Raw genomic sequence first — 15,505 nt, forward strand, 5'->3', positions numbered from 1 at the left:
CATCAACCTCCATATTCTGAACCTGTTCTTTGATGTGTTTATGTAAGACCATTTGTCCATAAACAGCGACCGCTGGCTCACGACTAAATGCCATTGGTAGCCTGTATTTACTGCTGACATAAAAAGAGCAATAAGCACCTACCCTTAAGTAGGGACATCGTTAGGTCACATGTATAATTATTATCGTTGTTCACATACATAAATTTGTAATTAAAAAAACGAATAAAATTTTGTGGACGGTAGATCCGAGAAGCGATAAGCTTCGTAAGTCTGCGCGATTCAACTAACAGTCACCTAAACGATGAAATCTTATTTTATCAGTTTTTTTATTGTAATTTCTTCATTTACGGGGGTTTACGGTCAGGCTACTTTCCAATCGGCCAGTGGAGGGAACTGGAATACTTCGGCACGATGGACGCTGGTTAGTGGTTCGGACGCTGATGGGATTCCGGATATCAACGACAATGTCATTATACAATCCGGTCACACCATTACACTCATTGCCAATCAGGAATGTAATAACCTCACTTTTAGTGGTGGGGGTATATCCTATAATGGAGGAACCCGAAGTCTGAATGTGGGTGGCAATGTGGTGGTCAATGGTAGTGTTACTTTCAATGGATATTCGGCAAATCAGACTTTTACTGTATCAGGTAGTACATCCGTCAGTTCGAGTGCATCACTTAGTATTCCATCGATTACCTATACTTTTACAGGGTCTGTAGATGTTCAGGGAACTCTTGCTATTAATGGTAACAGAAGAACAGGAAACTTTGGAGATGTAAACATTGGAGCGACCGGATCATTTACACTTTCCGGTGGGAATACCTATTACTTCAATGGAGACCTTGTGAACGATGGGGTCTTTACAGCCACTAGTTTTGGTCAGACATTCTACTTTACCAGTTCTTCCGGCACCTTTGGAGGTGCCAGCCTAATAAGTCTGTTTGAAGCCAATTTTGACTCTCCAGCCAACTATACAAATGAAGGTAACTTACAGATTAGAGATAACATGTCAGGAACCGGTACTTTCACCAATGGCAATGGTGGGCAATTAGAGTTGCAAAATGGAGGTCCGTTTAGTGTGAGTTCTTTCAATGCTGCAGCTACCGGAAATACAATTACTTATACCGGTTATGGCAGTCCAACAGCTTTTACCGGCTCATACTTTAACCTGGTACTCAATAAATCGAGCGGCTCTCTGGTATTTGGAGGAAGCATCAATGTTAGTAATGATCTGACTATTCAAAGTGGTATTCTTCAGGTCAATGCTGTAACTGCCAGTATAGGTAACGACCTGAACCTTCAGGGAGGAGAGTTTACTCCGGATAATGCTTCAGCAGTTGTTAATATTGGTGGTGATTTCAACATTACCGGAGGGCAGTACGATCATAACAATGGAGAAGTTAATGTGACCGGTGATGTGAGCATGACGGCAGGAGAAGTGCTTTTTAGTGGTACAGGTTCCACTCTGGATATATCCGGAACTTTCACATATGATGGGGGCACAGCCAACCTTCAAGGAGGAGATTTCATTACAAACGGATTTTATGTAACCACAGGAAATGAGATATTCATTAATGGGGTAAACTTGTATGTAAGTGGTACAGTAGAACTGGATGGAACCATGACGTTTAATAATACCGGAGGAACCAAATCAATCGGTTCAATACTGGTTAATGCCTCTGGAAACTGGAATGTCACTCAGCCTAATAATGTCACTGTTAATGGAGATATCACCAATAACGGAGTTTTTACTGGAGACCCGGGTTACGGCACAAGCCTATACACACTCACAGGATCTTCAGGAACTATTGGAGGAAGTAATACTTTGACAATTCGTGATATTGAAATCAACTCGCCAGGTAATTATACTAATACCGGTACGCTTCAGGTTGGAAGTACATTTAATGGAACCGGTTCATTTACCAATGGTGCCAATGCTACACTGATTTATCAGGGTAATAACAGTGGAGGTACTAATTTCTCTGTGGCCAATTTTACGGCTTCAGCAACTGGTAATACAGTTGTTTATGCTGCCCAAACCTATAATCAACAATGGAGGACCACTACCTCTTCTGCCAATGATTATTATAATGTGGTTATTCAAACCAATACAGGAGACTATCAGACAGTCAATCTGGCGGCTGATGTTCGGGTAAATGGTACCCTCACCATTACCGAAGGCTTTGTTCAGTTAGGAAGCTTTGACCTTGAAATGGCTGCCGGTGCTACTATATCGGGAGGTGATGCTTCTAATTATATTCGTATTAACGGTACAGGGGTTTTACGCCAATACTACACTTCGGTTGGAGCTACTAATAGTTTTCCAATTGGCGATAGTAATGACTATTCGCCTATCACTTCTTTCACTATCAATTCCGGCACATTAGGCAGTAATCCTTATGTCGAAATGGACATTACTGATGCCAATCACCCCAACAGGAATACAGGTAACCTGGGCGCAGGAGGTAACGATGATGGAGTAACAGCGACAGACTACATCTCCAGATACTGGACGCTGACCGGAAACGATATTACTTCTCCTCAGTTTGATGTGAGTTATCAATACATCGATGGAGATATTACAGGTACAGAGGCTAACCTGATTGCAGCTCTTTACAGACAGCCGATTGGAGAGTCCTTCTTTGACTGGAAAGACAATGGGACTGTCAATGCCACTAACAATACAGCTACTATTACTGGTGGAGATAATTGGGGAGATCTCTATGCGATGGATAACAACCTCGATCGACTACCGGTTGAGTTAATAAGCTTTGAGGCCAGGGTGCTATCGGATATGGTACAGATCAGTTGGAAGACAGCCTCAGAAATTAATAATAACTTCTTTACACTCGAAAGATCAACCGATGGAGAAACTTTCGAGAGAGTAGCCGTAATTGAGGGAGCTGGAGATTCAAATTCTGTTCAGAATTATGTTTATGAAGATAAGACACCTGTGGCAGGTCGATCATTCTACAGATTGAAACAGACAGATTTCAGTGGATTGATAGAGTATTCGGAAGTTGTTTCTATTCTTTTTCAACCCAGGGAAAAAGAACTTGAATGGACTATTTATCCTAATCCTTCAAATTCAGGTTATCCAATGACCATTAAACTGTCTACTGAAGTTGAAGAGCACTTTAATATCTCTGTATTGAATTCTTTAGGGAAGGTTGTCTGGACTAGTGCATCACAATCATTCAATACCGATCAATTGTCTATTCCCGGTTTGCCAAAAGGAACTTATTTGATCATTCTTACAAAATCCGACCAAAGGTTGACTAAGCGTCTATTAGTTAACTAAGTTAGACTTTATCAGGGAGCCATTCAGACGACCAGAAAGGTAGTGATTCGTTAATAATCTGAGTTGCAGATGGTGATTGACTTTTCACCACTCAGATAAGCTGCATTTTCTGTAGAATTAGATCCAATATTGGTCGACCCGAGAATTTCATTTTCTAAGGGGCCTGAGGCTTCAAAGTGAATTTTGATGCTACCATTGAAGCCAACTAAATCGGCATAGGTAATGGCTGTTCCATTCTCAAATTCGTTCAGTATGGTAATACTTTTGCCTATTCCATTTACTTCCTCAATAGGGTTCAATAAAGTGGCAATATTACCATCGTCAGCCAGACTGCCATAATGAAGGTGTACAGGGTGATTCGCATTAGTCAGAACTCCTTCAAGGTTTATTTCTATTTGAGCTAATCCGTTCGACTTTTCTCTGATGGTTAGTGTACCATTGGTTTCATTACCATTGACTGAGCCGGGAATCATATCAAAACTTACTTCATTCCCGGTGAACTCGGCTTCACCTGACTGATTATCACAACCGAGTACTAACAATGATATGAGAGAAAGAAAGAGTAGCTTTTTCATATTCCTTGGATTTGACTCTAATTTAACGCACTACAACCAATTATGGTGCAAAAAATATTGTGAATGTAACAAGAGTTACCTTAAGCAAATCCAAGAGCCTTCTTAACTCTCAATAAAACCTCTTCAGCAACGGCAGATGCTTTTTCCTCTCCGATGGAAAGTTCTTTTTCCAATTCATCAAGGTTGTTCATGTAATCATTGTACAATTGGCGCTCTCTGGCAAATTTGTCGATGATCAGTTCATATAGAGCCTGTTTGGCATGGCCGTAACCATAGTTGCCTGCCAGGTAGTTCTGTCTCATGGTTTCAGTCTGTTCAGCTGATGCCAGAAGAGAATATAAAGCAAAAGTATTGTCCGTATCAGGGTTTTTAGGTTCCTCCAGCGGTGTGCTGTCACTTACGATCTTCATGATATTCTTCCTAAGTGCCTTATCTGGTTGGAAGATGTCTATCGTGTTACCATAAGACTTACTCATCTTTTGTCCATCGATCCCAGGGATAGTCATAACGTTCTCGTCAATTCGGGCATCAGGCAATACGAATACATCGCCATATTGGTGGTTGATTGTACTGGCAATATCTCTGGTCATTTCCAGGTGCTGCTTCTGGTCCTTACCTACCGGAACTATGTTGGCATCATAAAGCAGAATGTCACAGGCCATTAATACAGGATAAGTGAATAAGCCTGCATTTACATCAGAAAGCCTGTCAGACTTGTCCTTAAAGCTGTGAGCATTCGCCAGCATAGGAAATGGAGTGTAACAGTTCATATACCAGGTCAATTCGCAAACTTGCGGTACCCGTGACTGACGGTAGAATGTATTCTTCTTGGTATCGAAACCAAAGGCAAGCCAGGCGGCCGCTACAGCATTAGTATTCTCAATGCGGGTTTGCGGATCTTTTATTGTGGTTAATGAGTGAAGGTCGGCAATGAAGAAGAACGATTCATTCTTTTCATCTTTAGAAAGCGCTACAGCCGGTTGAATGGCTCCGAGAATATTTCCTAAATGCGGTTTGCCTGAACTCTGTATTCCTGTAAGTATTCTTGCCATTAGTAAAATTTTGGGCAAATTAAATAAAACTGACAGGCTCAAATCAATCTTAGTTCGTTTAATTTTGACCGAATCAAGAATAAAGAAGGTTTTCGTAGATGTATAGAAGTAGTATCATGTTCCTACTTCTCATATTGACCAATTTGCTGACAGCGCAAGAAGTCAGGTTTGTCGATATGGGAGTAGTGGAAGGAGAGTTTAAATCACTTGAAAGAGAGGTTGCCTGGGTTAATCATTCCAATAACCCGGTGAAACTGAAGCTGAGTAGTCAGTCTAAAACAATTAATTTGGACTTCAAGCAGAAAACCGTGGCTCCCAATGATACACTTGTAATCCCATTCACGGTAGAGCTTGCCCAAACTCCGGGTTTTTATGAGTATGAGATTGAACTGGGTACCAGTGAACTGATTTTGCAGAAGTTTCAGTTAGGCTTACAAATATTAGCACCTGAGATTGATGTGTTTGAAGCTTACAGAAATACACATTGGCCATTTAGAGCTAAAGAGAGAGTCTTTAATCTAAGAGCAGGGTATAAAAGTGATACACTCCAGGCCACTTTCGATGTCTATAATCTCGGTGGCGAAGATCTGGACTTGAAGGATGTGAAAATCAGTGATAGTACCTGGGTGAGCTTTACTCCGTCTACGATCAAGCACAATCAGTTTGGACATATGACACTCTATATGGTAGCGTCCGATGAAGCAACATCAGGATTTCAGCGAACAACTTTCGACCTGATGATCAATGAGAAGTTGATAGGAAAATTACCAGTTCAGTATACCTTACTGCCAGCTGTTCAATACGATAGTGAAGAGCAGGTGTCAGGTGCACCCAACATAACCAGTAGCATCATTAACCATGACTTTAAGGTCATGAAAGTAGGAGAGGTGCAGTCAGTAGATATTACTTTAGCCAACCTGGGGAAGGCCCCGTTAAAGTTAGAATCAATTCAGTCTAACTGTGATTGTTTGAGTTATGAAATACCTAAAATGAACCTGGGTAGTGGTGAAAGCATTAGAATGACAGTGACCTTTGATGCGACCAACAGAATAGGTTTAGAAAGAAAGACCCTGGCGGTTTTCTCCAACGATCCCTCTAACCCGACCATGGTGCTGACTTTCAAAGCACATGTCAAGTAAATCTGCCATCTTAAAAATGTAGTTAATCAATAGTGCTTCAAGGCCTACTACTTTAACAGAATTTTCTATCTTAGAAGCCCCTGAAAGCACCGTTATGAGTGAATTTTTAATCACCGATGATTCCATCCAGAATAACCTCGAGAAGTCAAAGAGGTTAACAAATGATGATTTTTCGAATATAAAGTCTCGTGCCGATCTGGAGGCTATTCTTCAGGAAAGAGGCCGGGATTACAGCAAAGCCTTGTTTAATATTGAGTATGAGCATCAACTGGAGCAATTACAGATTGAGCTCGTTAAGTGGCAGCGATGGATAGCCGATACCAGGCAACGTGTTGCTATCATTTTTGAAGGTCGTGATGCTGCCGGAAAGGGAGGCTCCATCAAGAGGTTCATTGAACATATGAACCCACGTTCACTTAGGGTAGTCGCATTGAATAAACCAACTGATCTTGAAAAGAGACAGTGGTATTTCAGACGTTATATCAAGGAATTACCTAATGCCGGTGAAATAGTCTTCTTTGATCGCAGCTGGTACAACAGGGCGGTTGTTGAGCCTGTTATGGGTTTTTGTTCTGAGGAACAGTATCAGCAATTTATGAGACAGGTGCCTGAGTTTGAGCATATGCTTTTCGAAGATGGAGTGCATGTTATCAAGCTTTGGTTTTCTATCAATAAAGAGGAACAGGGACGGAGATTTGATGCCCGAAGAAGTAATCCGCTTAAGCAATGGAAATTGAGTCCGGTGGATGAGAAAGGGCAGGAAATGTGGGAAAAATATACCTACTACAAAGAGCAGATGTTTGCCAGAACGCATAACACTTTCAGTCCCTGGACAATCATTAAAACCAATAAGAAGAAAATCGCTCGTCTCGAAAGCATAAGGCACGTGCTTTCCAAATTCGAATATGAGGGTAAGGAAAGCGCTAATACTACAGTATTACCCGACCCGAATGTGGTTATGAGGTTTCACCGATCAATCTATCACCTGGTATGATGAAGAAGAAATATTTCTTTTCCGAGAAGGAGCTCAAACTGCTCAATTCTAATAAGGCCATTAAGCTTCTATTAGCCCAGGGTGATGATATTAACCCGGACAAAGTCTTGCGCTACGTGCGGTATGAAAAGACGCTGGAAGATCTGCAGGTTGAGCTAATCAAAATGCAGCAGTGGGTGATTAAGAATAACCAGCGAGTATGTCTTCTTTTTGAGGGGCGTGATGCAGCGGGTAAAGGTGGCGCTATTCGAAGGGTAACTCACCACCTGAACCCCAGGAACTACCGGGTTGTCGCCTTACCAAAGCCTACAGAGCAGGAAAGAGGACAATGGTATTTTCAGCGATACATCAACAAGCTGCCTAATCCGGGTGAGATAGTGCTCTTTGACCGAAGCTGGTATAACCGTGCAGTAGTTGAACCAGTGAATGGATTCTGCACACAGGAAGAGTATGACCGCTTTATGAGAGAAGTCAATGACTTTGAGAATATGATCACCAATGACGGAATCATCCTGATGAAGTTTTACTTCTCCATCACCAAAAAGGAGCAAGCTGATCGCTTTGATGACATTGCTTCAAACCCATTGAAAAGATGGAAGATGTCTCCGGTAGATGAAGTAGCTCAGGACCTTTGGGATACTTATACCGAGTACAAAGAACATATGTTTGCCCATACCAATACCGAGAAAAATCCATGGATCATACTAAGGGCTAACAGAAAGACTACCGCTCGGGTATCAGTGATTAAACATATTCTGAAGCGTATTCCTTATCGGGAAACTGAAGGTTGAGTATTTGCTGAGCCCTCTGGAACTCCGAACTCACATTGGCTTTAAATGATAAGCTTTCTTTGGTAACGGGGTGTTTTATGCTCAAATGCTGACCATGAAGTAACATAGTCCCCATTTCCCATTTTTCAAGGAACAGCTTGTTTTGCTTATTGCAGCCATGAGGCCTGTCTCCAATAATTGGATGTAGAATATGAGCAAAGTGTTTCCTGAGTTGGTGCATCCTTCCGGTTTCAGGTCTGGCTTCCACCAATGAATAGCGCGATGTTTCATGCTTTCCAAAGGGAACTGGTATTTCGGTTCTTTTTAGCGTCCTGTAGTGAGTTACAGCTTCCTGCGTTTTGCCTTTGTCATTAGTCAGGGCATAGTCTATTGTGCCCTCATCTGCTGTATAACCTCTCAAAATGGCCACATAGGTTTTGGTGACAGTATGCTCTTCAAATTGCTTCATCAAACCCGTAATCAACTCTTTGTTCAAGGCGAATAAAAGTACTCCTGAAGTTTTTCTATCCAGCCTGTGAATAGGGTAGACATGTTGGTTGATTTGATTTCTGAGCTCTTGTACCGCATAAGTATCCGTATTGGTAGCTATAGGCGAACGATGTACTAAGAGCCCATGAGGTTTGTTAATAGCTATCAGGTCTTTGTCTTGGTAGAGGATTTCGAGCATTGAATCGTATTGAGTATTGCGCACCGTGTCTGGCGAATGCCCAAATATACGTCATCCTGAACTTGTTTCAGGATCTGCTGTTTTTAGCTAATTCCTCGAGTGGTATTTCATAAATCGTGTTTCAAATCGATACCTATTGCTTCGGAGAGGTCATTTAATGAAGGATTGAATGCCTTTATCAAGTTCCATTTCCATTCTCTGTGCCAATTTTTTAGTTGCTTTTCTCTAATGATCGCTTCTTGTATTGAGGAGAACTCTTCATGGTACAACAAGTCAATACAATTATACTTCTTCGTGAATGTCGATCCATTATTCGTTTTGTGTTCAATGACTCTTGCAATGAGGTTGGAGGTAACACCAATATAGAGTACCGTTCTGCTTGGGTTAGACATAATGTAGATGGATCCACCTTTCGCCATAAAGTAATTTAAAAGTTTCTAGAATGATGCGGAAGCGGAATTAGCGTTTTTGGCTGAAAGGAGTTGTTTGATTTATTCTGTCAGACTTAAGCGAATCAGATCAAGTTTGCCATGAGGGTTGAATGTCTCGTAACCGTCATCCTGAACTTGTTTCAGGAACTATGGTAATGTTGGCTGACTAAAATGGAGTGGTTTCCGAGATGCTGAAACGAGTTCAGCATGACGCCAGGGTGCAATAGATGTATTCGTTTTTGATAGGTGAAGCGGAGTTATGAAGCTTACTATCTACTGTTCTGTGATGGATTAATTGGGTGTTACTATGAAAGTTGAATGTCCCGTAACCGTCATCCTGAACTTGTTTCAGGAACTATGGTAATGTTGGTTGACTGAAAAGGAGCGGTCTCCGAGATGCTGAAACGAGTTCAGCATGACGACAGGGTGCAATAGACGTAATTCGTTTTTGATACGTGAAGGGGGCAAGATCATTATCTATCTGCCTTTCTTTGATGATTTATCGGTGTTACTATGAAAGCCGAAAGTCCCGTAACCGTCATCCTGAACTTGTTTCAGGAACTATGGTAATGTTGTGTGGCTAAAATGGAGCGGTCTCCGAGATGCTGAAACGAGTTCAGCATGACGCCAGGGTGCAATACATGTAGTTCGTTTTTGATAGGTGAAGAGGAGTTATGAAGTTCAGTATCTACTATTCTGTGATGGATTAATTGGGTACTACTATGAAAGCCGAAAGTCTCGTAACCGTCATCCTGAACTTGTTTCAGGAACTATGGTAAAGTTGTGTGGCTAAAATGGAGCGGCCTCTGAGATGTTGAAACGAGTTCAGCATGACGACAGGGTGCAATAGGCGTATTCGTTTTGATGCATGAAGCGGAGTTATGAAGCTTACTATCTACTGTTCTGTGATGGATTAATTGGGTGTTACTATGAAAGTTGAATGTCCCGTAACCGTCATCCTGAACTTGTTTCAGGAACTATGGTAATGTTGGTTGACTAAAATGGAGCGGTCTCCGAGATGCTGAAATATACCTTTGATGCGTCATTCAGAGGAAGCATTATCCTGATGTATATCAAGGATAATGAGACCGAAGAATCTCCATGTTTGTTGCACAATCCAGGGGATTCTTCGCTTCGTTGCACTTCGCTCTGAATAACGAAGAGGATGGGGTAATGACTTACTAAGAGAGGATTTCCTTCACTCTGCCGACCTGACCATCTTCCAGCCTTACTTTGATGCCATGTGGATGGGAGGGAGAATTTGTAAGTACATCCTTTACAAAGCCGTGGGTGAGTCTACCGCTTCTCTGATCCTGTTTGAGGACGATGTTAACCTCAATGCCTGGTTTAATGTCTGCTCTTCTTGTTCCGTCCATTAGATTTCTTCTAAAATTGATGTGCCTTTAGACAGGTCTCCCGATGTCCATTGCCAGTCTTCATGCAGCCTGATTTTACCATTGGGAAGGACTTCCGGGGTAGAAGTACACTTACCTGTATTTTGTGTCAATTCTGTATTCACCTGGGTATAGTTCATTTCAATAACTCCATTCTCATCCACTGTGCCTTCCAGCCAACCTTCCAGAATTTTACCGCCAAAGTACTGACAAACCAATTGATTGCCTTCCTGTTTATAATGGAAAACTAAATCTCCCGAAACCTCTCCATTAGGTGAGTTTTCAATGGCTCTGAATTTTTTATCGTTGTAGTTGATCACAATTAAGGTTTGGTGTAAATGCCATTAAAATATACCTGATACATTGCTATGAGCCTATTGTCTTCTTAGAATCTTAACAATTCTATTATTGATGATTTCTGACAGGTTCCAATTGTACAGTTTAGGGTCAGTCGTACTGTAAAACGCAACAACAACAGCATCAATATCTTCGTGATATTCTACGAAGCTCTGGTATCCAGGCACCCAACCACCATGCTCAAACTCATAAATGGACGAATAGATTTCCTTTTCTCCTGGTTCAAACACTGATCCGTCATTCAAGGCCCTTACGAAATTACCTACATCCTCAGCAGTGGCATGCATGCCATGATCATTTTCTTTTAAATCATAGGGATATCCTTCATGATATCCACTCATCAAATCTTCAATATCCACTTCACTCAGAGAACCGAAGGTATTGTTAAGATTCAGTGGCATTAGAATTTCTTCCTGTATGAATTGAAAGTTATTATATCCTAATACGTCATCCATTATCTTATTGATTAATAGGTAGTTCGTATTGCAATACTCGTAGTCTTCACCAGGTTCAAAGTTGGCCGGTTTGTCAAGGATTAATGCAAGACTTTCTTCATAGCTCTTTGTTGGATCAGCCCAGAAATTTGGAGCGTCCGTAAAATTGGGAATACCGCTTCTATGCTGAATCATTAATCTCAAAGTGATTTTATCAGCGTTTTCAATTCTTCCCACGAGTTCGGGTAAATAGTCAGCGATTGTTTTATCCAGAGAAAGTCGTCCATCCGCTACCAGTTTGGTAACAGCTACAGCGTCATATAGCTTGCTGATGCTGGCAATCTTGAATAGTGCTTCAGGCTTGGCGGGTATTTTAGAATCTCGATTATGCCAGCCTGCTGCATAATACTGAGGTGGTTTGCCAGCCTGGTCTACATAAACGATCATTCCGTCAAATCCATGACCAATGGCTTGATCCAATTGCTCCTGAATTGTATCCGGTAATGGGAGTATCCATGCCTTTACCAAAAGCCAAGGCACAAAGAACAATGAAATGGCCGTACCTAGCAATAACACAACTCTAAATATCTGTTTGGCTCGTTTCTTTCTCATTCTTACTCCGAGGATTAATCAGAACAAATCTCCCGAAACCTCACCATTAGGCGAGTTTTCTACGGCTCTGAATCGTTTGTCGTTGTAGTTGATCATGTAGTAACAAGAATTAACATTCATGAAATACGCCTTTCACTAATAATGCTCCTAATTTAACGTCTCTTATTATAAAAGTCCTGTCGGACCTGCTCTACTTCTGTTGTTATCTCCTCCTTTGAAAGTTTATCCGTTCGAAAAGCAGTTAGAAATTCAGTTAGTTTAGACATGATAGTCTCTTTTTCCAGTTCCTGTGAAATCCTGATTTTTTGATCGACAGGCAAGTTTCTAACTAACTCAAGTATCTGAGATAGGGAAAGGCTTATATTCGATTCCATAAATTAAATTTATGAATATCCATGCTTTTGGTTGTTGATTTAGTGGAGATAGTGCGTGTTACATTTTACGATTCGGTAAGTTCTTAATAGCTCTAAATTATTTATCGTTGAAAATGTCACGATGATACTAGTTCAAAATGAGTCGTAAACTGGTTGGATGAAACTCTTATTTTCCGGCCGTCTTCACTAAAGTCGATATACCAATTCACTGATTTATCTATTTCTAATTGCTTTTCACCAACTAGATTTCCAGTATCAAGATTGTAAAGCCAGATGGCATTTTTATATCTATATTCCCCATCAATAGGATCTTTTGTTCCATTAAAGCTAGATACTACGGCTAGAATTTTGACTTTGGGTGAAATAGTAAAGTCATATTTATCTACAAAGGGCTGAAAGTGATTTCTCGATTTTAATACTTTATTGAAGGTTTCGAAAACACAGAAGCCATGATGGGTTATGACAAACAATTCACAGCCATCTTCTAATAATTTAAACGCATCTGGAGAGGTCCAACTATGTTCTTTAAAATTGAATGATTTAATAAGCTTAAATCTCCTTTTTGATGAAAAGAGACGATTCCCAACATCAGCTATTAGGGAGATGTTGCAGCCACCTCCACCCATAGTTGCAGAGAAAGTCTGATGCGTTAGCCAAAATCCAGCTCCTGCATAAACACATCTCCATGTATAACCAATTTGAGTCTCAGCATCAACAAGATAACCTACAATTTCCCCATGTGTATCATATATAGGATGTTTGTTCTGATATCTGCCATTGTCTACCATAGGATACCGGAGACTTCCAATTGAATGTGAAGATTTGTGATATGAAGTATCAAACCAATCATCTGCCGTCACTTTTTCAGCAGGCGAGAAATGGGAATTAGTATTCTGAAAATAAACTTTGAAATCTGACATTATCGAACTTTGTTAGGATTTGAAATTATAAACTTATAGCCACTTAATTCATCATGGTGAGAAGGCTAGAAAAGTGCTAACCCTTCTCTAGTATAGAGCCACACCTTTATCTAAATTTATAGTTTATTTGGATTTCAAATTTTACGGAAATATTCCGCCCGATAGAACCGCATTCATTTATAGCATTTGTTATCCTGATTTCCATTATTTGAGAACTTTCTTGAGTTGACTCGTTGACAACCATGGTCGTTCTCGGTGAATCATGCGATGACAGTTTGCACATACGATGACTAGTTCGTCAATAGAAGTTTTGTGACTTGGATGCATTTCACTGACTGGAATTGTATGATGAACTTCACAGAAGTTGGCTCCTCGTTCACCGTATTTATCTTGAAAGTCAAAGCCACATACCTCGCAGAATATTTTTCCGTGAGTTTTGAGGAATTCCATTTTTTTTAATTCGGTGATTTTTTTATTTCTTTCTCTTCGTCTGTGAGATCGTTCTACGAGTTTTCCTTCTGGAAATTCATCATCCATTTCAATATTTTCGGCAAAATCAGTAATTCCAATTTCAGCTGTCCAAAACTTACGCTGGTTTCCAAATGCTCCTGTTATTGGTGGATTAATTCCTAGTGTGGAACAATACTTTCTGTAGTCTTCATCGAGCTTTTTATTTGGTTGTTCATGTCCAAGCAATTGCCGAATAGCTCTGTTTGTTACGTTGCCATGTTTGGTGGGGTTATCCAAATGTTCTGTTACTGAGTTGTTCAGATAACCAATAAACCGGCTAGGGGCAAATCTTAGTTGGTTTCCAGCTTTATATGCTACAAAGCAAGTTCCGCGTCTAATTAAATCCTCAGCAAATTTAGCTTCGCCTATGTCATCACTTGTCAAGTAGTCCTCAATGGTTCTTAGGTTATTCCTAAGTTCGTCAAGCGAATTAATTGTCTCCATTTTGAAAGGATAGAGGCTCGGGTTAACTATTAATACAACTTTGTGTCATTCTTTTGTTAATCTAGGGGCAAACTCGGCATTCTGATTCGAGCCCCTACAAACTCTTCACCTCGCTAATCAACTTCTCCAATGAGTCTTTGGCATCGCCAAAGAGCATACGGTTTTTGTCGTGGAAGAAGAGGCTGTTTTCAATACCGGCATAACCTTTACCCATGGAACGCTTCATCACAATCACGTTTTTAGCGTCCAGCACCTTGATAATCGGCATACCATAGATCGGACTGGAGGGATCACTCTCTGCGGCAGGGTTCACAACATCATTCGCACCAATCACCAGTACCACATCTACATTAGACATGGCATCATTGGCTTCTTCCATTTCCAGTAACTTGGGGTAGGGCACGTCTGCTTCAGCCAGGAGTACATTCATATGCCCGGGCATCCGGCCTGCTACAGGGTGGATGGCATAGGTCATTTCGACTCCCTTTTCATCCAGTATTTTTTCCAGATTATGTACCGTGTGTTGTGCCTGAGCCACGGCCAAACCATAGCCCGGCACCACCATCACTTTTTGCGCATAAGCCAATAAGATAGCGGCATCAGTAACCGTAACTTCTTTAATGGTGCCTTGCTCACCATCAGCACCAGCAGTAGCTCCACCGCCACCAAAGGAACCGATGATGACATTAGTGAGTGAGCGGTTCATTGCGGTACACATCAACACGGTGAGGATAGTTCCGGCAGATCCCACCAGAATACCACCAGTCAACATGGCCTGGTTGCCATAGAGGAAGCCACCAAAGGCAGCTGCCATACCGGTAAAGCTGTTGAGGAGAGAGATCACCACAGGCATATCTGCGCCTCCAATCGGCATCACAAACAGGACTCCGTATAGGAGGGATACTGCTAACAGGATATAGATATATAAAGCTTGTGGTTCAGGCGCTGTGGCTATGAAAATGGCCATGCCGAGCATACCCAGCAGCAAAATAATATTGAGTATTTGTCCTGCAGGAAGGGCTTTGTCTCCGATTTTACCTTCCAGTTTACCATAGGCAATGATACTACCTGAGAAGGAGACTGATCCAATGATCAGACCGAGAATGATCACAATCAGCATTCCGGTTTCCACCTCACCGCCACGCATAATATGGTCGAATTCAACCAGAGAAATAACCGCGGCACAGGCACCACCCATACCGTTGAAGAAGGAGACCATTTGCGGCATGGCCGTCATTTTCACTTTCAGGGCCATGCGTGTACCAATTACAGTACCAATGACTAAACCAGCGAGAATCAACGTATAGTTCAGCCATTTGTCGGCAGTCAGTTCTTCTTTGAAGAGAATAGTGGCCAGGATGGCTATTCCCATGCCGTAAGCGGCAATTAGGTTTCCCTTTCTGGCTTTGTCGGGACTGGAAAGCATTTTCAAGCCCAAAATGAAAGTAATGGAAGCAGCAATGTAGCATAGCTCCAGTATCGAAAGTCCTAGTAGTTCATTCAT

Annotated in this window: 15 protein-coding genes; 4 read left to right on the forward strand and 11 right to left on the reverse strand. The window is 41.3% G+C overall.

Going from position 1 to position 15,505, the window contains the following annotated elements; all coding sequences use genetic code 11:
• Nucleotides 1–301 precede the first annotated feature (301 nt).
• Complete coding sequence (locus tag ACOOEY_RS19645; protein WP_420386431.1) at nucleotides 302–3,307, forward strand: T9SS type A sorting domain-containing protein; 3,006 nt, start codon at nucleotides 302–304, stop codon at nucleotides 3,305–3,307.
• A 50-nt stretch (nucleotides 3,308–3,357) separates the two neighbouring features.
• Here ACOOEY_RS19645 and ACOOEY_RS19650 read toward each other — a convergent pair whose 3' ends face one another.
• Together ACOOEY_RS19650 and trpS are read right to left on the reverse strand one after the other, a co-directional pair.
• On the reverse strand, nucleotides 3,358–3,882 hold the full coding sequence (locus ACOOEY_RS19650; RefSeq protein ID WP_420386432.1) for a hypothetical protein: 525 nt from the start codon (nucleotides 3,880–3,882) through the stop codon (nucleotides 3,358–3,360).
• Nucleotides 3,883–3,962: 80 nt separating this feature from the next.
• On the reverse strand, nucleotides 3,963–4,934 hold the full coding sequence (gene trpS / locus ACOOEY_RS19655) for a tryptophan--tRNA ligase (protein ID WP_420386433.1): 972 nt from the start codon (nucleotides 4,932–4,934) through the stop codon (nucleotides 3,963–3,965).
• 116 nt (nucleotides 4,935–5,050) lie between these two features.
• Between trpS and ACOOEY_RS19660 the strand changes: the two genes are divergently transcribed.
• From ACOOEY_RS19660 to ppk2 (ACOOEY_RS19670), 3 genes are all read left to right on the forward strand, one after another.
• Nucleotides 5,051–6,073, forward strand: coding sequence for a DUF1573 domain-containing protein (locus ACOOEY_RS19660; RefSeq protein WP_420386434.1), 1,023 nt, complete (start codon nucleotides 5,051–5,053; stop codon nucleotides 6,071–6,073).
• A 94-nt stretch (nucleotides 6,074–6,167) separates the two neighbouring features.
• Nucleotides 6,168–7,067 (forward strand): polyphosphate kinase 2, encoded by a 900-nt coding sequence (gene ppk2, locus ACOOEY_RS19665; protein WP_420386435.1) that lies wholly within the window; start codon nucleotides 6,168–6,170, stop codon nucleotides 7,065–7,067.
• Entirely contained in the window at nucleotides 7,064–7,858 is a 795-nt protein-coding gene (gene ppk2 / locus ACOOEY_RS19670; protein WP_420386436.1) for a polyphosphate kinase 2, read from the forward strand. Before ppk2 (ACOOEY_RS19665) ends, ppk2 (ACOOEY_RS19670) begins: the two co-directional genes overlap by 4 nt.
• Here ppk2 (ACOOEY_RS19670) and ACOOEY_RS19675 read toward each other — a convergent pair.
• The 9 genes from ACOOEY_RS19675 to ACOOEY_RS19715 all read right to left on the reverse strand — a co-directional run bounded on the left by ACOOEY_RS19675 (nucleotide 7,812) and on the right by ACOOEY_RS19715 (nucleotide 15,505).
• A complete protein-coding gene (locus ACOOEY_RS19675; RefSeq protein ID WP_420386437.1) occupies nucleotides 7,812–8,525 on the reverse strand; it encodes a pseudouridine synthase in 714 nt (237 codons plus the stop codon). The genes ppk2 (ACOOEY_RS19670) and ACOOEY_RS19675 overlap by 47 nt on opposite strands.
• A gap of 107 nt (nucleotides 8,526–8,632) precedes the next feature.
• Complete coding sequence (locus tag ACOOEY_RS19680) at nucleotides 8,633–8,944, reverse strand: GIY-YIG nuclease family protein (protein ID WP_420386438.1); 312 nt, start codon at nucleotides 8,942–8,944, stop codon at nucleotides 8,633–8,635.
• Nucleotides 8,945–10,137: 1,193 nt separating this feature from the next.
• Complete coding sequence (locus ACOOEY_RS19685; protein ID WP_420386439.1) at nucleotides 10,138–10,332, reverse strand: YwbE family protein; 195 nt, start codon at nucleotides 10,330–10,332, stop codon at nucleotides 10,138–10,140.
• Entirely contained in the window at nucleotides 10,332–10,670 is a 339-nt protein-coding gene (locus ACOOEY_RS19690; RefSeq protein WP_420386440.1) for a n-acetylglutamate synthase, read from the reverse strand. The genes ACOOEY_RS19685 and ACOOEY_RS19690 overlap by 1 nt, the downstream gene beginning before the upstream one ends.
• A 54-nt stretch (nucleotides 10,671–10,724) precedes the next feature.
• A complete protein-coding gene (locus ACOOEY_RS19695; RefSeq protein ID WP_420386441.1) occupies nucleotides 10,725–11,753 on the reverse strand; it encodes a serine hydrolase domain-containing protein in 1,029 nt (342 codons plus the stop codon).
• A 152-nt stretch (nucleotides 11,754–11,905) separates the two neighbouring features.
• Entirely contained in the window at nucleotides 11,906–12,127 is a 222-nt protein-coding gene (vap15, locus tag ACOOEY_RS19700; protein WP_420386442.1) for a type II toxin-antitoxin system VapB15 family antitoxin, read from the reverse strand.
• Nucleotides 12,128–12,243: 116 nt separating this feature from the next.
• Nucleotides 12,244–13,047 (reverse strand): hypothetical protein, encoded by an 804-nt coding sequence (locus ACOOEY_RS19705; protein WP_420386443.1) that lies wholly within the window; start codon nucleotides 13,045–13,047, stop codon nucleotides 12,244–12,246.
• Between the two features lie 204 nt (nucleotides 13,048–13,251).
• Nucleotides 13,252–14,001 carry an HNH endonuclease gene (locus ACOOEY_RS19710; protein ID WP_420386444.1) on the reverse strand — a complete coding sequence of 250 codons (750 nt, stop codon included), beginning with the start codon at nucleotides 13,999–14,001 and terminating at the stop codon, nucleotides 13,252–13,254.
• 94 nt (nucleotides 14,002–14,095) lie between these two features.
• The gene (locus ACOOEY_RS19715; RefSeq protein ID WP_420386445.1) at nucleotides 14,096–15,505 is read right to left on the reverse strand and encodes an NAD(P)(+) transhydrogenase (Re/Si-specific) subunit beta; all 1,410 of its coding nucleotides are present in this window, start codon (nucleotides 15,503–15,505) and stop codon (nucleotides 14,096–14,098) included.

Origin of the sequence: Roseivirga sp. (assembly GCF_965216855.1) — a bacterium.
Lineage (GTDB): Bacteria > Bacteroidota > Bacteroidia > Cytophagales > Cyclobacteriaceae > Roseivirga.